The sequence below is a fragment of the Pseudidiomarina woesei genome, assembly GCF_001418345.1.
GTDB classification, from domain to species: Bacteria; Pseudomonadota; Gammaproteobacteria; order Enterobacterales; family Alteromonadaceae; genus Pseudidiomarina; species Pseudidiomarina woesei.
Genome location: NZ_LIPW01000011.1, coordinates 16,938 through 39,812 on the forward strand (window position 1 = coordinate 16,938; position 22,875 = coordinate 39,812).

The 22,875-nt window shown below is 46.1% G+C and carries 27 protein-coding genes; 15 read left to right on the top strand and 12 right to left on the bottom strand.

The window, feature by feature from the left end; all coding sequences use genetic code 11:
* Nucleotides 1-5: 5 nt before the first annotated feature.
* From ASC40_RS11150 to flgB, 7 genes are read right to left on the bottom strand one after another with little or no spacing between them, the layout of a single operon-like run.
* Nucleotides 6-668, bottom strand: coding sequence for a flagellar basal body L-ring protein FlgH (locus tag ASC40_RS11150; RefSeq protein ID WP_055439892.1), 663 nt, complete (start codon nucleotides 666-668; stop codon nucleotides 6-8).
* Nucleotides 669-699: 31 nt separating this feature from the next.
* Entirely contained in the window at nucleotides 700-1,482 is a 783-nt protein-coding gene (gene flgG / locus ASC40_RS11155) for a flagellar basal-body rod protein FlgG (RefSeq protein ID WP_055439893.1), read from the bottom strand.
* Between the two features lie 22 nt (nucleotides 1,483-1,504).
* A complete protein-coding gene (locus ASC40_RS11160) occupies nucleotides 1,505-2,248 on the bottom strand; it encodes a flagellar basal body rod protein FlgF (RefSeq protein ID WP_055439894.1) in 744 nt (247 codons plus the stop codon).
* Nucleotides 2,249-2,272: 24 nt separating this feature from the next.
* Nucleotides 2,273-3,457, bottom strand: coding sequence for a flagellar hook protein FlgE (gene flgE / locus ASC40_RS11165; RefSeq protein ID WP_055439895.1), 1,185 nt, complete (start codon nucleotides 3,455-3,457; stop codon nucleotides 2,273-2,275).
* Nucleotides 3,458-3,468: 11 nt separating this feature from the next.
* Nucleotides 3,469-4,146, bottom strand: a complete 678-nt coding sequence (gene flgD, locus ASC40_RS11170; protein WP_055439896.1) for a flagellar hook assembly protein FlgD — start codon at nucleotides 4,144-4,146, stop codon at nucleotides 3,469-3,471.
* A gap of 10 nt (nucleotides 4,147-4,156) precedes the next feature.
* Nucleotides 4,157-4,561 carry a flagellar basal body rod protein FlgC gene (gene flgC / locus ASC40_RS11175; protein ID WP_055439897.1) on the bottom strand — a complete coding sequence of 135 codons (405 nt, stop codon included), beginning with the start codon at nucleotides 4,559-4,561 and terminating at the stop codon, nucleotides 4,157-4,159.
* 13 nt (nucleotides 4,562-4,574) lie between these two features.
* Nucleotides 4,575-4,979 (bottom strand): flagellar basal body rod protein FlgB, encoded by a 405-nt coding sequence (gene flgB, locus ASC40_RS11180; protein WP_055439898.1) that lies wholly within the window; start codon nucleotides 4,977-4,979, stop codon nucleotides 4,575-4,577.
* Nucleotides 4,980-5,130: 151 nt separating this feature from the next.
* Here flgB and flgA point away from each other — a divergent pair, with 151 nt between their 5' ends.
* The 3 genes from flgA (at nucleotide 5,131) to ASC40_RS11195 (ending at nucleotide 6,712) form a co-directional block, all read left to right on the top strand.
* Nucleotides 5,131-5,886, top strand: coding sequence for a flagellar basal body P-ring formation chaperone FlgA (gene flgA, locus ASC40_RS11185; RefSeq protein WP_055439899.1), 756 nt, complete (start codon nucleotides 5,131-5,133; stop codon nucleotides 5,884-5,886).
* A gap of 88 nt (nucleotides 5,887-5,974) precedes the next feature.
* A complete protein-coding gene (gene flgM / locus ASC40_RS11190; protein WP_055439900.1) occupies nucleotides 5,975-6,247 on the top strand; it encodes a flagellar biosynthesis anti-sigma factor FlgM in 273 nt (90 codons plus the stop codon).
* Between the two features lie 6 nt (nucleotides 6,248-6,253).
* On the top strand, nucleotides 6,254-6,712 hold the full coding sequence (locus ASC40_RS11195) for a flagella synthesis protein FlgN (RefSeq protein WP_055439901.1): 459 nt from the start codon (nucleotides 6,254-6,256) through the stop codon (nucleotides 6,710-6,712).
* Here the strand turns inward: ASC40_RS11195 and ASC40_RS11200 are convergent, their stop codons facing one another.
* From ASC40_RS11200 to ASC40_RS11220, 5 genes are read right to left on the bottom strand one after another with little or no spacing between them, the layout of a single operon-like run.
* Nucleotides 6,713-7,522, bottom strand: coding sequence for a S1/P1 nuclease (locus ASC40_RS11200; protein WP_055439902.1), 810 nt, complete (start codon nucleotides 7,520-7,522; stop codon nucleotides 6,713-6,715). It abuts the gene before it with no gap.
* Nucleotides 7,519-8,601 (bottom strand): PQQ-dependent sugar dehydrogenase, encoded by a 1,083-nt coding sequence (locus ASC40_RS11205; RefSeq protein WP_055439903.1) that lies wholly within the window; start codon nucleotides 8,599-8,601, stop codon nucleotides 7,519-7,521. The genes ASC40_RS11200 and ASC40_RS11205 overlap by 4 nt, the downstream gene beginning before the upstream one ends.
* On the bottom strand, nucleotides 8,598-9,059 hold the full coding sequence (locus ASC40_RS11210; RefSeq protein ID WP_055439904.1) for a hypothetical protein: 462 nt from the start codon (nucleotides 9,057-9,059) through the stop codon (nucleotides 8,598-8,600). Before ASC40_RS11210 ends, ASC40_RS11205 begins: the two co-directional genes overlap by 4 nt.
* A gap of 57 nt (nucleotides 9,060-9,116) precedes the next feature.
* Complete coding sequence (locus ASC40_RS11215) at nucleotides 9,117-9,605, bottom strand: DUF6702 family protein (protein WP_055439905.1); 489 nt, start codon at nucleotides 9,603-9,605, stop codon at nucleotides 9,117-9,119.
* Nucleotides 9,605-12,058: a M1 family metallopeptidase gene (locus ASC40_RS11220; RefSeq protein WP_055439906.1), complete on the bottom strand. Its 2,454-nt coding sequence runs from the start codon at nucleotides 12,056-12,058 to the stop codon at nucleotides 9,605-9,607. Before ASC40_RS11220 ends, ASC40_RS11215 begins: the two co-directional genes overlap by 1 nt.
* Nucleotides 12,059-12,237: 179 nt before the next feature.
* Between ASC40_RS11220 and ASC40_RS11225 the strand changes: the two genes are divergently transcribed.
* The 12 genes from ASC40_RS11225 (at nucleotide 12,238) to atpH (ending at nucleotide 22,863) form a co-directional block, all read left to right on the top strand.
* Entirely contained in the window at nucleotides 12,238-13,632 is a 1,395-nt protein-coding gene (locus tag ASC40_RS11225) for a sensor domain-containing diguanylate cyclase (RefSeq protein ID WP_169782100.1), read from the top strand.
* Nucleotides 13,633-13,641: 9 nt separating this feature from the next.
* A complete protein-coding gene (locus ASC40_RS11230) occupies nucleotides 13,642-15,045 on the top strand; it encodes a sensor domain-containing diguanylate cyclase (RefSeq protein ID WP_055439908.1) in 1,404 nt (467 codons plus the stop codon).
* Between the two features lie 33 nt (nucleotides 15,046-15,078).
* Complete coding sequence (locus ASC40_RS11235) at nucleotides 15,079-15,528, top strand: flavodoxin domain-containing protein (RefSeq protein ID WP_055439909.1); 450 nt, start codon at nucleotides 15,079-15,081, stop codon at nucleotides 15,526-15,528.
* Nucleotides 15,529-15,916: 388 nt separating this feature from the next.
* A complete protein-coding gene (gene mnmG / locus ASC40_RS11240; RefSeq protein ID WP_055439910.1) occupies nucleotides 15,917-17,818 on the top strand; it encodes a tRNA uridine-5-carboxymethylaminomethyl(34) synthesis enzyme MnmG in 1,902 nt (633 codons plus the stop codon).
* Nucleotides 17,819-17,821: 3 nt separating this feature from the next.
* Nucleotides 17,822-18,442, top strand: a complete 621-nt coding sequence (gene rsmG, locus ASC40_RS11245; protein ID WP_055439911.1) for a 16S rRNA (guanine(527)-N(7))-methyltransferase RsmG — start codon at nucleotides 17,822-17,824, stop codon at nucleotides 18,440-18,442.
* Nucleotides 18,443-18,446: 4 nt separating this feature from the next.
* Nucleotides 18,447-19,244 (top strand): ParA family protein, encoded by a 798-nt coding sequence (locus ASC40_RS11250; protein ID WP_055439912.1) that lies wholly within the window; start codon nucleotides 18,447-18,449, stop codon nucleotides 19,242-19,244.
* A 14-nt stretch (nucleotides 19,245-19,258) separates the two neighbouring features.
* Entirely contained in the window at nucleotides 19,259-20,161 is a 903-nt protein-coding gene (locus ASC40_RS11255; protein WP_055439913.1) for a ParB/RepB/Spo0J family partition protein, read from the top strand.
* Nucleotides 20,162-20,234: 73 nt separating this feature from the next.
* Nucleotides 20,235-20,630: an ATP synthase subunit I gene (locus ASC40_RS11260; protein WP_245622270.1), complete on the top strand. Its 396-nt coding sequence runs from the start codon at nucleotides 20,235-20,237 to the stop codon at nucleotides 20,628-20,630.
* A 16-nt stretch (nucleotides 20,631-20,646) separates the two neighbouring features.
* Nucleotides 20,647-21,504, top strand: a complete 858-nt coding sequence (gene atpB, locus ASC40_RS11265) for a F0F1 ATP synthase subunit A (protein WP_055439915.1) — start codon at nucleotides 20,647-20,649, stop codon at nucleotides 21,502-21,504.
* Nucleotides 21,505-21,559: 55 nt separating this feature from the next.
* Nucleotides 21,560-21,793, top strand: a complete 234-nt coding sequence (gene atpE, locus ASC40_RS11270; RefSeq protein ID WP_055439916.1) for a F0F1 ATP synthase subunit C — start codon at nucleotides 21,560-21,562, stop codon at nucleotides 21,791-21,793.
* A gap of 47 nt (nucleotides 21,794-21,840) precedes the next feature.
* Nucleotides 21,841-22,311, top strand: a complete 471-nt coding sequence (gene atpF / locus ASC40_RS11275) for a F0F1 ATP synthase subunit B (RefSeq protein WP_055439917.1) — start codon at nucleotides 21,841-21,843, stop codon at nucleotides 22,309-22,311.
* A gap of 18 nt (nucleotides 22,312-22,329) precedes the next feature.
* Entirely contained in the window at nucleotides 22,330-22,863 is a 534-nt protein-coding gene (atpH, locus tag ASC40_RS11280) for a F0F1 ATP synthase subunit delta (RefSeq protein ID WP_055439918.1), read from the top strand.
* Nucleotides 22,864-22,875 lie beyond the last annotated feature (12 nt).

Consider the following 22,875-nt stretch of genomic DNA (forward strand, 5'->3'; position numbering starts at 1 on the left):
TCTACTTAAAACGGCGCGATGTAATTAAAGAAACGCTGCAACCAACCCTGCTTCTGTGCATCGTTGATATAACCATCGCCAATGTACTCTAGGCGTGCCTCGGCCACAGCGGTTGACAACACGCTGTTTTGGCCATTAATACTGCGCGGATTCACGACGCCCGAAAAACGAATATATTCAGTGCCTTGATTAATGGCGATTTGCTTTTCGCCGCGCACGCGCAAATTCCCATTAGGTAGCACTTGCATAACTTGCACGGTAATCACGCCAGAAAACTGATTTGACGCACTACTGCCGCCTGAGCCGGCGAAGTCATTCGCACTACCAACACTAAAACCATACTCCGCCAGTTGTTCAAGAGCATCTGGCAAGCCTTCTAGGTCCACACCAATATTGCTCGCACGAGACGATTGTGACGAAGCGTTTTTGGTCGCACTCACTTGCTCTTCAAGAATAATAGTAATGATATCGCCCGTGCGACGTGGGCGCTGGTCCTCAAATAATGGAATATAGCCATTTTGCGCCTGATAAATAGAACCGTTTGGTACCCCATACGCGTTCTCCGGTATAACCACCGGTTCGTAAGGATCAACCACTACAGGTTCAGGTGGCGAGCTGCTGCACCCCGCTAACAACACCGCCATCGTTACTATCAAAACCGCACGCATATGCTATCTGCCTTATTCGCCTAATCGATTGTTATAACTGACTCAACCGCGCCAGCATTTCGTCACTGCTTGAAATAGCTCGGCTGTTAATTTCGTAAGCGCGCTGGGTTTGAATCATGTTGACCATTTCTTCCACCACATTCACGTTTGAGGCTTCAACAAAGCCTTGGAATAAAGTTCCGGCGCCGTTCATGCCTGGTAATGACTCGGTTGGTGCTCCAGAGGCTTGGGTTTCGACAAACAAATTACCACCACGTGCCTCTAGACCCGCGTCATTCATAAACATCGCCAAAGTAATTTGGCCAACCTGAACGTTCTGGGTATTACCCGGTTGGGTCACGGTGACAATGCCGTCTTGGCCAATGGTTACGCTCATAGCGTTTGCCGGAAGAAAAATCGCTGGCTCTAATGGAAAACCGTTGGCTGTTACCATTTGGCCGTCTTCATTCACTTGAAAGCTACCGTCGCGGGTATAAGCCAACGAGCCATCTGGCATGAGCACTTGAAAGTAGCCTTTTCCGCTAATAGCTAAGTCACGTGAATTTTCGGTGTTATTCATACTACCTTGAGTATGCAAACGTTCTGTCGCAACCGTACGCACACCCGTACCGACTTGTAGGCCTGAAGGCAAACTATCTTGGGCATTGTTCATAGCACCTGGTTGGCGCATGTTTTGATACAACAAGTCTTCAAAAACAGCTCGTGAACGTTTGAAACCCGCGGTATTTACGTTAGCCAAGTTGTTGGTAATAACATCAAGCTGCTGTTGTTGCGCGGTCAAACCGGTTTTGGCCGTCCATAACGATTTAATCATAATTGTTCTCCAGTAAACCTATTTAGCCCTTCACCGACAGCAGACTATTTGCTTGCTGGGCCGTTTCGTCAGCGGTTGAAATCACGCTCATATTCAAATCATAGCGGCGCTGCGTATCAATCATGGCCACCATGGCTTCTATCGTGTTTACATTACTACCCTCTAACGCGCCGGACACCAATTGTGCCGTTTCGTCACGTTGCAATGGCGCGCCCACAGGAGTACGAAACCAACCATCGTCGCTGCGTTGTAACTGATTCGGCTGATCAACACGCACTAGTTTTAAACGATCAAGCGGTACTAGTTCATTGGCGTCACCGCCTAAACCAATGCCGCTTACAGTACCGTCGTTACCAATAGTCACTTGAGTTCCTAGCGGCAACAATATTGGGCCGCCATCACCAAGCACCGGCATGCCGTTCACCATTAACTGACCATCGGCATCTATCTGTAAATCGCCACGTTTGGTATAGGCTTCGCCTGCTGGTGTTTGTACGGCAAGCCAGTTGGCTTGATCGAACGCCACATCTAAATCACGTTCGGTGGTTTGAATAGCCCCCGCCGAAGTATCGAACAAACCCGTGGTTGTCACTGCGGCCACGCGTGTATCTAACGCGCCAGGGCCGTTAACAGGCACCGCGCGGGCAGCAGCAAGCTGCGCCCGAAAACCAGTGGTTGATGCGTTACTCAAGTTATGGGTCACCACTGACTGCTCATCGAGCGTTTGTCGTGCCCCATTCATTGCCGTATATAAAATGGCGTCCATGATTAAGCCTCTTTACCTTAGGTATTACTTCAACTGCATGGTGGTTTGCAGAGCTTCGTCTTGCGACTTAATGCTCTGCGCGTTCGCTTGATAATTACGCTGAGCAATAATCATGGCTACTAACTCTTGAGTTAAGTCAACGTTTGAGGCCTCAACAGCACCCGCCATAATTGAGCCAAACTGGCCTTCACCAGGCACTGACAAAATAGGAACACCTGAGCGTTGCGACTCAACCCATGCGTTATTACCCACCGACTTCAAACCCTCAAGGCTTTGGAAGTTCGCCAGTGCAATAGTACCGAGCACAACTTGTTGTTCATTTGAGTAGGTACCAATAATGCTGCCGTCTTCGGCTACCGCTACTTGCATCAGCGTGCCTGACATATAGCCGTTTTGTTCCATTGAGGTTAATTCAAACTCGTTGGCAAACTGCGTGGTACCGGTAACGTCCATGGCGATGGACATGTTGGCAGCACCTTCACCTGGCGCAAAAGTAAAGCCGTCCATGTTGGTGGTGCCGGTAAGCAAACCGTTGGTATCAAAGTCTAGTTGGCCCACTTCCGGCGCTAGCTCGGTACCACGTGACATGCGCACTTCCCACTGGTTATCGCCAGTTTTAGTGAAGTACATCATGCTTGGGTGCGGGTTACCTAAAGAGTCGAACAAGGTGACCGAGTTCGCGTAGGAATACGAATCTGGGTCGGCTTGGTCAAACGGCACTGCTGCACGGTCGACAATTGCAGTACTGGTATCTAAGTTAAATACGCCGCTAAGCTCGCTTGATGCATTCGCTGGAATACCACCTGGTGGCACACGCAATACTTCTGGCTGGCCCCCAAATTCAACGCCTTGTGGATAACCGGTTAGCTGTGCACCCTGCGCGTTAACAATAAAGCCTTGTTTATCAATAGTTAATTGGCCGTTGCGCGAGTATTCAATTTGGCCTTGGTTTTCAAACCGAAAGAAGCCTTTGCCGCTAATGGCTAAGTCCATATTGCGGTTAGTGGTTTCTATATTACCGTCGCTGAAGTCTTGAAATACGCCAGCTACACGTACACCTAAACCCACTTGGGCATTGGCATAAATATCTGAGAACTGTGCGCGAGCGCTTTTAAAACCTACTACCTGTGAGTTCGCAACGTTGTTACTAATCACGTCTAAGTTAGTGGCTGCTGCACGTAAACCTGATAATGCTTGAGAAAAACCCATGGTCGAGCTCCTTAAATAATTTGCCGAATGTCTTCAAGACGAACGGGTTCTAGAATACCGCCCAAGTCGAGTCGCGGACCGCTGTCTGTCATACTCACCGCGATAACTTGTGCATAGTTAAAGCGTTCTGAAGTAACCGGCTGGTCACCGTTGGTGGCTTCAACTGTAAATTTGTAAGCGCCAGCAGGGGCTGCTGTGCCATCATCCATTTTGCCGTCCCATGAGAACGACTGTGGGCCCGAGCCCACTTCGCCAAGATCCATACGGCGAACCAGCATACCGCTGGCGTTATAAATATTAATTTTCACGCTTTCTGCAGGCGCATTGAGCTCAATGCCAAATGGCGTAGCATCGCCTTCACCGTCGTTACCCACCAAAATTCGATCACCAGGCACCAATACCGCTCGGCCAATTAAGGCTGAGGCTTGCATGGTTTTTGCCGCTTCCATTTGGCCGTTAATGGTTTGCATAGTGTCGTTTAACGACTCAATACCGCTTACCGTATTAATTTGCGCCAACTGCGAGGTCATTTCGTTATTTTCCATTGGATTCAATGGGTCTTGGTTGCGCAACTGCGTTACCAACAACGTCATAAAGTTATCGCGCATTTCTTGACTATTCGAAGCCACCTTTGCGTTATTAGCGCTTTGGTTAACGCGATTTAACACGCTTGCATCAATGGTACTCATTGGTTACTCCTTAGCCCTTGCCAATGGTGAGTGTGCGCATCAGTAAGTCTTTACTGGTGTTCATCACTTCTACGTTGGCTTGATAAGACCGCGAGGCCGAAATCATATTGACCATTTCAGCAACCGGATCGACATTCGGCATAGTCACATAGCCCTGCTCGTCTGCAAGTGGGTGGCCTGGTTGATACTCGCGCCGTGCCGGTGCTTCTGACTCAACCACTTCTTTTACTTGCACACCACCAACGCCATTGGCTTGCAGTTGTTGTTCAAAAATAACTTGTTTGGCTTTGTACGGTTGGCCATCGGGGCCAGCCACACTATTCGCGTTAGCCATATTGCTGGCCGCCACATTCATGCGTTGTGACTGCGCCGTTAAGGCCGAACCTGAAATATCTAAAATTGAAAAAATTGCCATATTTCAGCCCCTTTTATTGTTCTGGTTGCATGGCTTTCTTCAGGCCACTAATGCGATCGTCTAAAAATTGAATGTCTGCTTGGTAGCGCAATGAGTTATCTAAAAACTGTGCGCGTTCCATATCCATATCTACAGTGTTACCGTCAAGCCGGTTTTGGGCCGGAACTCGATACTTCATGTCCACCGCCGTGTTTGAAGCCGATAACTGCATGTGCCCAGCATGGGTTGTTGCCAGTTTTACCGGCCCCGACTGCTGTGCTGTGGCGCGCTTGAGCTCTTGTGAGAAATCAAAGTCTCGCGCTTTATAGTTCGGCGTATCGGCATTCGCGATATTGCCCGCCAATGTTTCTTGGCGTTGTTGGCGCAGCGCTAAAGTCTGTTGTTGAAACTGCAACGCACTGGTTAATTTGTCGATCATGGTGCAGACCCTCCTGTTCACGTTGCAGAGTACTTCGGCTTGTGTAAATACAAAGCAAAGAATAAGCGCCTTTTTTACCCCCAATTCTGCCAATACCTCATTGCGAAACTGTCTATAATTCGAACGGTCATTTATTTTTATTGGTATTTTCATGGGCGTTGCCACATTAAATCGACATAGCTTGCTGCACACTTGCACTTTGGTTGTGTTGGTGTTCCTTAGTGTGGGCAGCTCTCGGGTGCACGCTGACGACACAACGAGCACCGTTGCACAAACCAACTGGTATCGCGCCATAATGCAACTGGTTGCGCGTCACTTACCCCCAACCACAACAAGCCATCATGTTGAACTTTTAACACCCGCAGAAACGCTGCAACCACTGCTGAGCTGCCCCAACATTCATGCGCGCTTTTCCCGTGAGCCGCAACGTTTAGCTGGGCGCACCATGGTGACCTTATCGTGCGGCGATAGCCTGCGTGACAATCCGCGTTTTGTACAAATAGATGTGTCGGTAATAGGAAATTATTTGGTGGTGACCCGAGACTTAGCTGCAAAGCATACTTTGGCACGTAACGACATCACCATTGAACAGGGTGATTTAGGCCGCTTGCCACGTTATGCATTGTTAGCAACGCCACAGGCAATGCAGCAAGTTATTGGCCAACAGTTACGCCGGGCGCTAAGCCAACACAGTATTTTGCAAGAAAACCTATTAACCAAGCCACAAGTGGTTAATTTTGGCGATGAGCTAGTAATTGAAGCCCGCGGTAAAGGGTTTCAAATTACGCGAACGGCCGAGGCCATGGATACTGGGGCAATTGGTGATATAATTCGCGTTCGATTAAATAACAAACAGCTCATACGAGTTAAAATTGTTGCACCGGGCAGGGCTGAACCCGCACAATAACTGTTAAATATGTGCAAATAGACTTAAAGAATTTGGCGCTAGTGCCGATAAATAATCTAGCAACGCCAATAATAGCGAGGGATTTCCCGTGAAAATCAATGGTTATCAACCACCTAATAGTGTTACTCAGTCAGAATCTAGCCGTTCACAAGCGGCCCAGAAAACTGAGAAAGCCAGTGCGGGTGAAGCCAAGCAAGCGGAAGTTGTAACGCACTTAAGCCAACTACCGCAAGACGCTAGCCAAGACATTAATATGGCCCGTGTTGAAGAGCTGCGCGAAGCAATTCGTGACGGTAAATTAAACATGAACACCGACAATATTGCCGAAGCTTTACTGAAAAGCTTAACGGACGGCCTGTAAGCGCTTATGAGTTTACGCCAGCATTTAACCGCACAAGTTGAACGTTTAGATCAGCTCAACGCCCTGCTTGAACAAGAGCAGAAGCTACTTGGCGACGGTAAAATAGATGGCGAACAGCTCAAGCAGCTTGCTGAGCAGAAACAAACTCTGCAACACGCTATTGAAACAAATGAAACCAAGCGCCGAGCTGCACAGCAAAAACTTGGTTTTAGCAACGATGCCGCTGGAGCTCGTGAAGCCGCGCAGCAGGCCGACTGTGAAGATGTATGGCAACAATTACTTGAACGCACACAACGTATTGCCCAACTGAATAGTTTAAATGGCGAGCTTATTCAACATCGTCTGCACCATAACCAACAAATGCTGAATATTCTGCGCGATGCCGCAGGTACCGGTGGCGCAGCTATTTATGGCGCTGACGGTAGCCAAGAAACCACTCCACAGCGCCTCAATTCTAAAGCTTAATTAGTTATTCGTTCTCGCATATAGCCCATCAAGAATTGCGGCCAACCGCTGCGCACCTTGTTGCATGCGTTGCTCCAAAACAGGCCCCCACTGCGCGGTATAATCGTCAGCTATTTCTTGGCCTTCACGGTAGTTTGAATAAATTCGCCGGGTAATGGCTGCTGACTCATTGGCCCACGCCAAGGTTTGCTCTGGGTTCACCGAAAGCGGCGCTAGTGGCTCAAGCTCTTTGGTTAGCTCCTGTGCTTTTGCGCTACTTTGCTCGCCACCTCGCTGAGCCAACATGTCGGTATCCCACAAACGATGCAAGTTCGTTGGCTGATCAAAGTAAACTAAGCTAGCTCGGTTGCCACCTAAGTCATCGGCAAAACTCACATGCATCGGTTGATGTAAGTCGCCCATAAAATGCACTAAAAACGCTAGTGCAACCCAGTCGTTTGGGTCGTGCTTTAATACGTCATAATGATGTTGAATAGCACTCAAAATACAGCCTTTGTCACTGCAATTTTCAGGCCGAACTTTGGCTTCTGAACGCGGAAAGTTGACATAATGATGCGGCTTCGCCCAGTCCCATTGGTCGTTACTTTTAATATGGTCGGCCCAACTACAAATACTACCAAAGTCGTCATAATCTGGATGCTCTGCCACCATAGCGTCAAGCCGCGCACGTGTTGCTGGCTGCACTAAGGTATAAGTTATTTCGCAAAACGCATGATGGCCAATACCACCGTATGCATGCGCACTGGGCGTTACCAACGCAGCCATAAATACTGTTGCTGCAGTTAAAACTAGAGACTGAATAATTTTCATGGCAATTCCACTCTAATTAATTGGCCTTCGGCGCTATCCGTAAGCACATAAACCTGGTTATCTGGACTGGTATACACCGCCCGTATGCGCTGGCCTAATTCGCTCAGGTATTCATCGGTTAAGGTCCAGCTGTCGTTACTATAATGAAACCGTTGTAAACGCCGACCAACCAAGTGCGACACCAATAAGTCGCCCTTGTACAAGGCTAAACCAGCTGGTGCTAGTGAAGGCGTCCACGTATACAAAGGTGCTTTAACTCCCGGCAACTGATTAAAGGGTGAAACTTTAGCCCCGATATAGTCAATGCCATAGGTTGCAATAGGCCAACCATAGTTACCGCCAGCCACAATTTTATTGAGTTCATCACCGCCTTTCGGGCCGTGTTCGTGCTGCCATATGGCGTCACGCTGTTCATCATAGATCAAACCTTGCACGTTTCTATGACCATAACTAAAAATTTGCGAAGCTTGGCTGTGCTTGTAGGGGTTATCGTTTGGGGTGCTGCCATCGCGATGAATACGCACTATTTTGCCAAGATGGTTATCTAAAAGTTGCGCTTGTTCACGATGCACAAACCCGTCACCTAAAGCCACCAGCAAGGTGCCATCGGCTAGCCAAGTCATGCGCGCACCAAAATGCGCGGCGCCGGCTTTTTTCGGTAACGCTGTGAAAATATTCTGGGCGTTAAATACACTATAGGGTGCTTGCGCTGACAATGTGCCTTTGACAACACAGGTGTTATTAGCCGCCTCGTTACCGCAGGCATAACTTAATACCAATTCACGTGTGCTGGAAAAATCTGGCGCCAACAGCACTTCAAATAATCCTGCCTGCGCGGTTGCATAAAGATCTGGAAGACTAAGTTCTATCGGTTGTTTGGCTCCGTTAGGTGCAACATAAATTAGCTGCCCGCCGCGCAGCGTCACCACAAAGCCACCTTCCGGTAAGGCTGCCATTGACCAAGGAAACGCTAATTTATCTGCAATCACCGTGGTTTTTGTCACGACAGCTGATGACTGCACTGCACTCGCAAACAGAGCGAGGGCAATAACGGTTAATTTGACACATAACCTGATCATTTCGGCAGCTCCTCATTTAGCTCTCGCGCTTGTGGGTGCCACAACCTATCAAATATCCAACCGGCAAACGCCCCTGTGGCACTCATTAACACAAACCCTAACGTAGTGCGGTTAGCGGCAATTAACGTAGGCATTGGGGCAAGAGAGTCAATAATAATAAAGGCTGTGGCTAGGCCCAAGCCGCCGCCAACAATAAACCACCACCGCTCAAACCGTTTGCAACGTTTGGCAACTAGCCAAGCAATAATGAAAGCAATGAGTAAGGTAGGAATTAACATAGCCGCAAACACTGGGCCGAAGTGCAGCAGATCATGAACAATGGTGTTCATGCGTGTTGGCATATCAACACTTACCGACAACGCGGTTATTTCTGCCAAATTAAACTGTGTTTGCATAACGCTGCCAACTAAAGCAGCGCCAGCAATCGCTATTACAAAAGCCAATAAAACACGTAGCATGGCAACCTCCGTTATCGGCGCCGGTAACGTTTTTACTTTTACGCCTAAATGGAAGGCCTAAAAGTAAACTTCTAGCCAGTTATCTGCAGCTTTAAATGTCACACTTTGCAGTGGACCATTGCCTTCAACATTAACTAAATTTTGCTGACTCTGCCATACGTCTTGCAGTGCCTTATGGCGTATTTTCAAACCCTTTAAATTCGCTACCACTGGTGTTTCTTGATACACCCAGAAATTATTGCCGTCTATTTCATAACCGACATGACTGAGTGGCAAGGTTTGATTGTCTAACGTCGCCAAGCTAAACCGCTGTTGCACATAGTCGCTAAATTGCTCACGGGTTCGCTCCAGCTGATGAATATCGGCTTCTTTATCAAAAAGCTGCTTAACCGCATGCTCTGCGTCATGCAAAAAGAACCGGTGTAAAACTTCTATGTTCCCGGTACGCTCATTGAACAATATAGTGGTGCTGGCTGTTTTGAGCTGGTGAGCGCTGGCCGCGCTCACCCCAATCAGCAACATTAATGCGAGCCACAACGTACGCATTAATTTTGTTCCTCTTCATTGTTGTCTTCGGTTTCAGAAGACTTCAGTTTGGTTTTGGCGTCTTGCATTAAGTCACGTGAAATATGATCGGTTGACCGGTTATATTTAAACGCTTCAATGCGCGACGGCATAATACGACGTGGATAGTAGTTATTTTCAATATCTACATCTGCAGTTTCCCAGTTCGGGTCTACCGCAAACTCAACAACTTCTTTGTCCGTCACAATAAGCTTACTCACTGACTGCGCATTGCGACGCCAAATTTCAGCAGGTATATGTAAGCTCTCTGTGGTGCCGTCTGAGTAGGTTGCCTGTAATAAAATAGGCATGACTAAGCCGCCGATGTTTTTAAAATCGAGCACGTAATAGTTTTTATCTTCGGCTACCGCTCGTTCAAATACACGACGCTCCCACGGCTCCAGTTTTTCCAAGAAACTTTGGTAAGCGTTACGTTGCTTGTTGGTTACTGTAAAGCGGTCATTGTCGTCATGGAAATCACGAACGCTTGGGTTTAATTCAACCCAGGTTTTGCGGCCTTCTGCTTGGTTGCGCTTCACAAACAACGGTGTTGGCTTATCGGCTTCTTCTTGACGACGGCGCTCCCAATCAATGTCTGGGTCTTGTGTATCCAAACGTAATTTATAAACTCGCTCTAGGCTAATATCGACATGGTCTGTTGAATAGAACCAACCACGCCAAAACCAATCCAGATCAACGCCAGAGGCTTCTTCCATGGTACGGAAGAAATCAGCTGGGGTTGGGCGCTTAAATGCCCAACGCTGAGCGTATTCTTTAAAGGCATAGTCAAATAATTCACGGCCTAAAATAACTTCGCGCAGAATATTCAATGCTGCAGCCGGCTTGGTGTATGCGTTCGGACCTAAATTTAATACGCTGTCCGACTGCGTCATAATAGGCACTTGGTTAGTTGACTTCATATAGTCAACAATAGAACGCGGTTCTACCCCCCAAGGAATGGTTGGGTCCCATTCACGGCCGGCAACGCCATCTAAAAAGCTATTTAAACCTTCATCCATCCAGGTCCATTGGCGCTCGTCAGAGTTCACAATCATGGGGAAATAAATGTGGCCAATTTCATGAATAACCACGCCAATTAAAAAGCGTTTTTCTGACAACGAATAGGTGCGGCTGCCATCATCTTGCAAAATTGTACGAGGGCCATTGAAAGTAATCATTGGGTATTCCATACCGCCCACAGGGCCATTCACTGACTGCGAAGTTGGGTATGGGTAATCAAATGAGAAACGCGAATACACTTCCATGGTATGAATAACCGAAGCCGTTGAATATTTTTCCCACAGTTCGCCGCCCTCTTTTGGATAAAAACTCATGGCCATAACCAGCGGCTGTACATTACCGCCTTGCTGATAACCTTGGGCGTCCCAAATAAACTTTCGTGAACTAGCCCAAGCAAAATCACGAACGTTTTCTGCACTGAACTTCCAAACTTTGCGTTTATCAGTGCCGGCTTTCTCGTTCTCAAGCGCTTCTTCAGGTGTGACAATAAATACTGGCTTATCTGCCTTTTTCGCTTGCTCAAGACGCTCGCGCTGTGCGTTGCTCAGCACTTGACGCGGGTTTTGCAAGACACCGGTTGACGACACGATGTGATCAGCAGGTACGTCAATTTCAACCGTGAAGTCACCAAATTCTTGAGTAAATTCACCGCGACCTAAAAATTCTTTGTTGGTCCAGGCTTCATAATCGGTAAATGCGGCGACGCGCGGATACCATTGCGCCATTAAAAAGATGTCGTTACCGCCTTCGCGAGCATCGTCAGGAAAATGTTCATAACCTGAACGCGCACCAACGGCGTCTTCTTCAACAATATTGAAACCGAAATCGATGGCAAGCTCGGTTTTCTGATTTGGCTTTAAAGGTGTCGGCAAGTCCACGCGCATGTTGGTGCCGACAATCACAAAATCTAATGCTCGACCGCGAGAGTCCGCAATTTTATCAATGCTAAAACCTAATTCGTTGTCTGCCATGAACTGCTGACGACGTAATTGATTCAATGAAATTTTTGCTGGCTTATCAACACCACCCAAGCTTATATCTGGCTTACTGTTAAACGTTGACGTTCGTTCAGACATTGAGTCATTACGGAAAATATTTTGATCGAGCTGAATCCAAATATATTTCAGCGTATAAGGTGAGTTATTGTGATATTGAATCGTCTCTTGCGCATCAATACGGCGTTTCTCTTCATCTAATCGAACCTTAATGGTGTAGTCTGCTTGCTGTTGCCAGTAATTTTCGCCTGGCTCACCAGCGGCGTTACGATACACATTGGGCGTTGGCAACACTTCATCGAGTTGACGAAATTTATCGACAAAGTTGCCCTTGGGTTGCGAAACAGCTGACGCTTGCGCAAATTGTACATTGCTAGCTAATACGAGCCCTGCAATTAACCATACCTTTGATTTGTTCATGATTAATTCTCTGTTAATTTTCTAACTACTTAGATGATTAGATAAAACATATTCCGCGTACTGTACCAAGAATGCTATTTGTGCTCCATTACACTGGGCGTGAAAATTAACCATTTGTCGTGTTTTGAATTCTGGCTTACAGTTACAGCAGCAACTAAATAAGGATGATTAAGTTGATAGTGAAACGCGCTCTGCTTCCGTTTGCACTAATGTTTGCACTATGGATTATTACGTGGCACTTGTCTGGGTTGATGGAATATCAAGCCCACGCTAGCCTGTGGTTTATTCCTGCGGGGCTTTCATTTGCTGCCTTTATTATGTTTCGTTGGCTGGCAGCCCTTCCTATTTTTATCGCTGCATTAGTAACAACTTTCGGGTTGAATTTCTCTTCCAATGAATCCCTTGAACTTGTTGGTGCAATAACCAAGGCAGCTCCGTTTGCGTTGGTACATGTGGTGGTTTATGGCATAGGCGGTATGGCATGTCGGTTTTTTATCGGTCACTTTAACCACCTACAAATCGTGCAAAAAATTCTCACGTTCTTGCTAAGTGCTTTTATCACCACGTTAGTGGCAACATTTCTGAGTATTGCCACCCTTAATGCCACCGAAATGCTAAGTGAAAGCGCTAATTCAGCTATTTGGCTACCTTGGTGGATAGGTGATCTAGCCGGTGTTTATATTCTAACACCTGTTTTTCTCTTACTTTTTGCAAGAATTTGGCCTGATGCGAAACGCGACAGCCGTCTCTTTGCATTTCGCTATGACAAATCGCCGAAACGCGCATGGCCGCCTTTTATTTTCAAACTTGGTGTTTTATTAAGTTTGACGACTATGCACTTAATGCTCGATGTTTGGTTGGAAAACCCCGAGTTTGCTTACTTCATTTTCTTTTTGTGTATTCCACAAATGTGGATTGTGTTCACCGAAAGTATTCCTCGCCAATGTGTTAGTTTGAGCGTGTTAGCCATTTTTATTACCCTGTCATTTCAAATTTTAGACATGAACTCCAGCGCCATTACCTACCAATTTGCGCTTTGTGTGATTAGTGCCAATGCTTATTTCGGCATGGCCGTACCTAGTTTAGTTACCACCAACAATTATTTATTAAAGCGCAGCAATACTGACGGCTTAACTCAAATAGCTAATCGTCAACACTTTGCCGAGCAGGCAAAACAACTGTTACGCGACCGACGAAATTATCCAATGTCTCTGGTATTGTTCGATCTTGATAAATTTAAAGCCATAAACGACAACTTTGGTCATGCTGCCGGTGACCAAGCACTTGTCACAACTGCAAAAATAGTGCAACAATCGTTGCGAGAAGATGACTTATTTGCACGTTATGGCGGTGACGAATTTATTCTACTTTTGGCAAAAGAAAATCTGCAAGGCGCGACGAATATTGTTGAACGCATTAAACAAGAATTAGCCGAAGCTAAAAATGATGATAGCCAATTCACCATACAGGGTAGTTTTGGCATAGTAGAAATAGCACCAGATGAAAGCTTAAAACTCGCTATAGAACGTGCAGACAAACAGTTACTAAAACAAAAGACGTACGCTCGTACTTAAGGATGGCGTTTGAAAATCAGCACCTTTGTTTTTGTTTTTGCGCTTTGGGTGAGCTCTTTTTACGCTTCAAGCTTAATGGCCTACGCGGAGTTCATCAGCCTCTGGTATATGCCTGCTGGCGTTTCTTTTTCCGCTTTTTTGATACTCGGTAAACGCGGTTTCTTTCCCGTATTTTTCGGTATTTTGTTTGTTTCGTTTAAATTTGAAGAACAAATTTTAGGCGGTTTTGACCCAACCCTACTAGCAACAGCGCTATTATTTTCATTAGTTCATACGCTATCTTATGGTGCCGGCGGCCTAACCGCTCGGTACTGGCTAAGTCATTTTGTGCAAAAACCACTGCCACTAAAAATCATTGGATTACTATTAATTTCCATAGTAACGGCTTTACTTGCTGCGCTTTCAGGACTTTCTATTTGGGAATACGCAACCGAAGACTACCAACATATTATAAGCACAGGCTGGTTTGCCTGGTGGCTTGGCGACCTTATTGGCTTAATTGTCGTTACCCCAACACTAGCTATTGTCCTGACCAAATTAACCGGAACAAAACTAACCTGGATAGATGTATTTTTCGAACACGACAAACGACTGTCTAATAATTTGCTTCCCTTTGCTATAAAACTAACCGCAGCCATTGTCACAATCATTACTATCATGCTACTTGATAGTGCTGTAGAGCATCCTGGTGTGGCTTACTTCATATTTTTCTTAGCAATTCCGCAATTGTGGATAGTGTTTACCGAGCGAACTTCGCTAGCGTCATTAAGTCTGTTAATTATTACTTCCGTAATAGCCTTTGGCGTAGGCTTATTTAATGTCACAGACCAAGCAATTACCTACCAATTTGCTCTATTTATTATGGCGTTTATGTCTTATTTTGCGATTACTGTGCCGGCGTTAGCGCAAGAAAATAATTCACTAAAAGAGCTAGCTATGCTCGACCTACTTACGCAGCTACCAACCCGTTGGCTTACCAAAACATTAGTAGAGCAAGTCATCAAATCGTCAAAGCCAAACCAAAATCATAGCTTAGCCCTGTTTGACATTGACCGGTTTGCGCTCATTAATGCTGAATATGGTGAAGACGTCGGTGACAAAGTTTTACAACAACTAGCTGCTGTCTTAAAAACAGAGCTACGTGACAGTGAAATTCTATCTCGCTACCGTGGCGATCGTTTTGTTTTGTTTATGCCCAACTTAGATATCACTCAAGCTCACGAGCGTGCAGAAGAAATTCGCCGCAAAATGCCGGTACTTCGAATTGATGAACTCGTGCTACCAATTCGTGGTAGCTTTGGTGTTGTACAAGTACAATTTGGCGAAGGCTTTGACGAAACAATTCAACGCGCTCTACACGCAACCCGTGAAGCAAAACAAATGGGGCGTAACAAGGTTGTCGTTGCCGTTTAATGCACAAGCACACAATTAATTAGGAACGAATCCATGGCTGCTATCGACATTCTAGTCGCAACCACATCAGGCAATACCGAATACTTAGCCGATCAACTTGCGAATCAACTTCAGCAAGCCGGCCACAGCACAAACATGCATTATGAACCTGATTATTCAGACCTCATTGAAGCTCTTCACGACGAATCTGTATGGCTATGTTGCGTTGCCAGTCACGGCGCGGGTGACTATGCCGACAGCATGCTCGACTTCGCTGAAGAGTTACACCAACACAAACCAAGCTTAAATGGGCTTAAATATGGCGTTATTGCCGTTGGTGACAGCTGCTATGACACCTACTGTGCTGCAGGGCGAGATTGCGACGCTATGCTCGCTATATTAGGTGCAAAACGGCTGATCACACACCTAGAAATAGACATGTCGCAAGATGATCCGGATGAAAAATCATCAACATGGCTTGAATCGTTCATTAAATCTTTGTGAATAATCCTATGTATAAGATTAAAAGAACCCTGTACATACCCACTGCATAACTCTGTGAATAACTTATCCTGTGTATAAGTGGCCTAGTTATCCACTGGTTGATCACCGAAAGGATCATGATCTGATCACATGTTACCGGATCGCTTTGATCCTTACTCGATATGGCTTAGCTTGGGTTATCCACAAAATTCCCGCAGCTAATAGTAAGAGTAATAAAAAAGATCAAAAAAAAAGATCTTATTTAACTACTTAGATCCTTAAGCTGTTCACTTAAAAATCGCTCATACTTCACGACTAAAATTTAACCGTTTTGATCTGAGCCAATTCAGGTTAAAATATCCGGCTACGTTTTATTAAAGACATCACTGACGTTCTAGGATCGCACTGTATGCCAAATACCAATACTTACCACCAGCATTATGACGTTATTGTCATTGGTGGTGGACATGCCGGCACTGAAGCTGCATTAGCCTCAGCTCGCATGGGCTGTAACACACTGTTGCTAACGCACAACATTGATACACTGGGGCAAATGTCTTGCAACCCAGCTATTGGTGGTATTGGTAAAGGCCATTTAGTGAAAGAAATTGATGCGCTTGGTGGTGCTATGGCCATAGCGGCCGACCAAGCGGGTATTCAGTTTCGTACATTAAATTCTTCTAAAGGCCCTGCAGTTCGTGCAACTCGTGCTCAAGCTGACCGAGCTTTGTACAAAGCTGCTATTCGCCATATGTTAGAAAACCAACCTAATTTAAGTCTGTTTCAGCAAGCATGCGACGATCTGATCGTTGAAAACGATCGCGTGGTTGGTGTTGTTACCCAAATGGGTTTGAAGTTTTCCGCCAAAACAGTGGTTTTAACCGTTGGTACGTTTTTGGGTGGTCAAATTCATATTGGTTTGAATAACTATCAAGGCGGCCGAGCGGGCGATCCGCCAGCCAACAATTTAGCGCGCCGTTTACGCGAATTACCATTACGCGTTGATCGCTTAAAAACCGGTACGCCACCGCGTATTGACGCAAAAACTATCGACTTTAGCGTTATGCAAGAACAACCCGGTGATACGCCCACACCAGTTTTCTCGTTTATGGGCTCGCAAGCTGATCATCCGCAGCAAATTTCGTGCTGGATCACGCATACTAACGAACGTACCCATCAAATTATTCATGGTGGGCTTGATCGCTCACCCATGTATTCAGGCGTTATTGAAGGCGTTGGTCCGCGCTATTGCCCGTCCATTGAAGACAAAGTCATGCGCTTTAGCGATAAGAACTCGCATCAGATATTTGTCGAACCCGAAGGCCTAACTACCAACGAAGTTTACCCAAATGGTATTTCAACAAGTTTGCCATTTGATGTTCAAGTTGAATTAGTACGCTCTATTCGAGGTTTTGAAAATGCGCATATAACGCGCCCTGGTTATGCCATTGAATATGACTACTTTGATCCGCGCGATCTCAAACAAACCCTAGAAACTAAATATATTCATGGGTTGTTTTTTGCTGGCCAAATTAACGGCACAACCGGTTATGAAGAAGCCGGAGCACAAGGCTTAGTGGCAGGTACCAATGCTGCCTTGCAAGTACAAGACAAAGACGGTTGGGCACCGCGGCGCGATCAGTCATATATGGGCGTACTCATTGACGATTTAAGTACCCTAGGAACCAAAGAGCCGTATCGTATGTTTACCTCGCGCGCTGAATATCGCTTGCTATTACGCGAAGACAACGCGGATATGCGCATGACCGCACAAGGCCGCCAATTAGGTTTGGTAGATGATTTGCGCTGGGCGGCGTTTGAACACAAACTTGAATCGATTGAACAAGAGCAACAGCGTTTGCGTGGTACTTGGATCCATAAAGATCACCCAGCTGTTGAACAAGTTAATGAATTGGTTAAAACGCCAATTACTCGCGAAGTAAACGCTGAAGAATTATTGCGTCGGCCAGAAATTACCTACAGTGAGCTCATGAAAATTGATGCGATAGGTCCTGGTTTAACTGACGATAAAGCCGCCGAACAGGTTGAAATTCAAACTAAGTACGCAGGTTATATTGCGCGCCAACAAGACGAAATTGCCAAACAGCAACGTCATGAAAATACCAAATTGCCGCTCGATTTTGATTACGCCACTATCAAAGGCCTGTCGAATGAAGTGGTGGCGAAGTTAAATCAACATCAACCGGAAACCGTGGGCAAAGCGTCACGCATTTCAGGTATTACGCCAGCGGCTATTTCTATGTTGCTCGTGCATTTGAAAAAACAAGGACTATTGCGGAAAAGCGCGTAACTCATGCTAACAAAATTACATAAATTATTAGCGCAAACCACGCTAAATATTACCGAGCACCAACAACAGCAATTGGTGACGTTAGTTGAGCAGTTGGACAAATGGAACAAAGCCTATAATCTAACTTCAGTGCGCGACCCACAGCAGATGCTTAGCCGCCATATTTTAGATAGCTTGGTGGTATTACCGCATTTACAGGGGCAACGGTTCATAGATGTTGGCACCGGCCCTGGTTTACCAGGTTTGCCGCTGGCCATTGCCGCTCCTGACCAAGAATTTGTGTTGTTAGACAGCTTAGGTAAACGCATACGGTTTATTCGCCAGGTATGTCATCAGTTAGGCCTTAAGAATGTAACGGCTGTGCAAAGCCGAGTAGAAGACTATCAACCTGACCTAAAATTTGATGGGGTGATAAGTAGAGCCTTTGCCTCGCTTAGTGATATGCTGAATTGGTGCGGGCATTTACCCAATAAACAGGGTAAATTTTATGCCTTAAAAGGCGTTTATCCAGAAGCCGAAATTGCTGATATTCCAGTAAAATATCAGGTTGAACAGATTATTCGATTACAGGTTCCCGAAGCCGATGGCGAGCGCCATTTGGCCATAATTACAACGAGAGGTTAGTCCTGTGGGCAGAATTATTGCAGTTGCGAATCAAAAAGGTGGTGTAGGGAAAACCACCACAGCGGTGAACTTAGCAGCCTCTATGGCGGCAACACGGCGCAAAGTATTATTGATAGATCTTGATCCGCAAGGCAACGCAACCATGGGTAGCGGCGTTGATAAATACGACGTGGACAATACCGCTTACGAACTATTGATTGAACAAAAACCCGCCAAAGACGTGATTATTCGCGAAACCAATGGCAAATATCACCTCATAGCGGCCAATAGCGATACCACCGCAGCCGATATTAAACTGATGGAAGAATTTGCCCGTGAGCAACGGTTGGCGCAGGCTTTAAAGTCAGTTGTTGACGATTACGATTTCATTTTTATTGACTGCCCACCAAGTTTAAGCATGCTCACAGTTAACGCCATGGCTGCTGCTGACTCCGTGTTAGTGCCAATGCAATGTGAATATTTCGCATTAGAAGGGTTAACCGCGTTAATGGATACCATTGAGCGCCTTGCCGAGGCGGTGAATCCGCGCTTAACAATTGAAGGCATTCTGCGTACCATGTACGACCCACGTAATCGCTTGGCGAATGATGTTTCAGAACAATTGAAAACGCATTTTGGCGAAAAAGTTTACCGCACGGTTATTCCACGCAACGTGCGCCTTGCTGAAGCACCTAGTTTTGGTGCTCCAGCCATGTACTATGATAAATCATCGGCTGGTGCCAAAGCCTACTTAGCGCTTGCAGGCGAACTTATTCGCCGCGCAGAACAACAAAAAAAGGCCGAAGCAGCGGCTGAAGCTTAAGGGAAACACGCTTTATGTCTGCCAAAAAACGAGGACTTGGACGCGGCTTAGACGCGTTACTGACAACTAGCAAAACGGCACGTGACAAAGAACAACACGACACGACGCCAGAAGTTGACTATACCAAAGGTGAACTACAAAAGTTGCCGATTGAATGGTTGCAACCGGGTAAATACCAACCGCGTAAAGATATGACCCCAGAGGCTCTTGAAGATTTAGCCGCGTCGATAAAAGCACAAGGTATTATTCAGCCAATAGTGGTGCGCGAAGTAGCCCATGAAAAGTATGAAATTATTGCTGGTGAGCGCCGTTGGCGTGCCGCACAAATGGCGCGCTTGCCAGAAGTACCCTGTTTAATTAAACCGGTTCCCGATGAAGCCGCAGTGGCTATTGCGCTCATTGAAAATATTCAGCGTGAAGACTTAAACGCTATGGAAGAAGCCACGGCGCTACAACGTTTACTGACTGAGTTTCAATTAACTCATCAAGAAGTTGCAGATGCGGTAGGTAAGTCACGTGCAACAGTCACCAACTTATTGCGGTTAAATAACTTACAGCAAGAAACCAAAACCTTGCTTGAACGTGGCGATATTGAACTAGGTCACGCCAAGTTATTATTAGCGCTTGAAGGCGAGCCACAAGCTGAAATTGCACGACAAATTGCGGCCAAAGGCATGACGGTGCGAGAAGCCGAGAAACTGGTTCGCCAAGCATTAGAACCCGCCAAAGAAAAAGCAGCAAAACCTCAGCCAGATGCTGATATTCAGCGGCTTGAGAAGCTTATCAGTGAACGCCTTGGTGCCAACGTCGCAATTAACCACGGTCGCAAAGGAAAAGGCAAAGTCGTGATTAATTACAGTAGTTTAGATGAGCTTGATGGCATCTTGACGCATTTTCAATTAGAACACGACAGCTAGCCGTCCCAATTTGTTTGCAATTCAACGCCAAATCTTTATACTATCGCGGGCTTTTAACCGAGGTTTTTAGCCCGTGAAACAAACAATGACAGCAACTGGAAAACAGCTCGCGGCGAAGTTAATTCGCGTGCAAATTGGCGCCATATTTTTATTGGCTTGCGTGTTTTCGTTGGTACAACCCATTGCTGGATATACGTATTTTTGGGGTGTTGTGGGTGGCGGAGTAGCCGTAATTATTCCGACAGCACTGTTTGCATGGCGCGCTTTCGCAATAGGTGGCGCACGCTCTGCAAAAGACATAGTTAGTAACTTTTTTGCCGGTGAGGCGTTGAAATTAATCCTTGCCGGGGCCTTGCTTGTAGGCCTGTTGGTGTTGACATCGCTCCCGCTAAGCGCGGTTGTTAGCGGCTACACTGCAGCCCTTATTGTGCAATGGCTAGCACCAATTTTACTTTTAAAATCAACTTAAAATTGTGGGAAACAACATGGCTGCAGAAGAGTTAACGCTCCAAAGCCATATCCAGCACCACTTAACTAACGCCAAAATGTGCTCTACCGAAAATGGTATTGCCTTTAATAAAGCGTGTAGTGAAGCCGGGTTCTGGACATGGCACATTGATACCCTCGCTTGGTCAATTGGACTAGGTATTCTGTTTTTGATGATCTTCCGCTCAGCGGCAAAGAAAGCAGACACAGGCGTACCTGGTAAATTGCAATGCTTTATCGAAATGATCGTTGAGCTGGTTTCAGACAACGTTCGCGATACCTTCCACGGTAAAAGTAAATTAATCGCGCCGTTAGCACTGACCATTTTCGTCTGGGTATTCCTGATGAACCTAATGGACTTAGTGCCCGTTGACTTCTTACCTGCGTTTGCGGGTTGGGTAGGCGCTACCTTCTTTGGCATGGACTCGCACGACGTGTACATGAAAATTGTACCAACCACCGATTTAAACATGACCGTTGGTTTGGCCGCAGGCGTGTTCTTACTCATGATCGGCTACGCCATTCGTATGAAAGGTGTGTTGGGCTTCATTAAAGAATTAACCTTGCACCCGTTTCATGCGAGCAATCCTTTTGTGCAGGCGCTGTTAATTCCATTTAACTTGTTGTTAGAAACCATTGCGTTAGTTGCTAAGCCGTTCTCGTTGGCCTTGCGTCTATTCGGTAACTTATACGCTGGCGAGATGATCTTCATCTTGATTGGTGCTATTGGCTTGTTCCAGTTGCCGTTGCACTTTGTGTGGGCTGTGTTCCACATCTTGGTTATTGTACTGCAAGCATTCGTATTCATGATGTTGACCATTGTTTACTTAAGCATGGCCAGCGCTGAAAGCCATTAATTTTTTGTATTAACTTTTATTTTTTAACTTAACCTTTGAAATATTGGAGAAAACAATGGAACTAGCATTAGGTCTTAAATATATCGCTGTAGCTTTGTTGATCGGTTTCGGTGCTATCGGTACTGGTCTTGGCTTCGGTAACATGGGTGGTAAATTCTTGGAAGCGTGTGCACGTCAGCCAGAATTAGCGCCTTCTTTGCAAGTTAAAATGTTCATCCTAGCTGGTCTTATCGACGCCGTTGCTATGATCGGTGTTGGTATCGCCATGTTCTTATTGTTCGCTGCTTAATAAGCCATTCAACTTTCGAACAATAGAACTTATAGGAGGGGGGGTTAATGAATATCAACATGACCCTGATCGGAGAATTAATCGCGTTCATCGTCTTCGTACTGTTTTGTATGAAGTTCGTATGGCCTCCGCTTAATAATGCGATTGAAGCTCGTCAGAAAAAAATTGCTGATGGTCTTGCAGCCGGCGAACGTGCCGAAAAAGACTTAGAGCTTGCTCAGGCAAAAATTGCTGACGAACTTAAAGAAGCGAAAGCTCAAGCTGCCGAAATCATTGCTCAAGCGAAAAAACGCGCAGAGCAAACGGTTGAAGAAGGCAAACAACGTGGCGAAACCGAACGCGAAGCAATTATTGCTGCTGGTCATGCCGAAGTTGACGCTGAACGCAATCGCTTACGCGAAGAATTGCGCAAGCAAGTAGCTGTGTTGGCTGTTGCTGGTGCAAGCAAAATCATCGAGCGTGAAATTGATAAAGACGCTCACAGTGACATTGTTGAAAAACTGGTCGCTGAACTCTAACCAAAGGGGTTTGTGCAAATGTCAGAATTGACTACGGTTGCTCGCCCCTATGCAAAAGCAGCTTTTGATTTTGCAGTAGAGAACGGCGCTATCGAGAAATGGCATGAAATGTTGGCGTTTGCGACTGCGGTTGCAGAAGACGCCTCTATGGCCATGTTTTTGAGTAGCGCTGAAACGCTAGATAAGAAAATTGAAGTTTTCATCAACGTATGTGGTGAGCAACTGGACGAAAAAGGCCAGAATTTTGTTCGCGTTATGGCCGAAAACGGTCGTTTGAAAGCTTTATCTGCTGTGGTTGCGCTGTTCGCTGAATTGCGCGCCGACTACGAAAAAGAAATCGCGGTAGACGTAACTTCTGCGGTGAAATTGACGAAGAAACAGCAAGACAATCTGGCGAAAACGTTAGAGCAACGTTTTTCACGCAAAGTTAAGCTGAATTGCACTGTCGATACAGCAATTGTCAGTGGCTTATACATTAAAGCTGGTGACACGGTAATCGACGGCACGGTGCGCGGCAAGTTAGATAGACTTGCACACGCACTGCAATCCTAATTGGGGACTTGA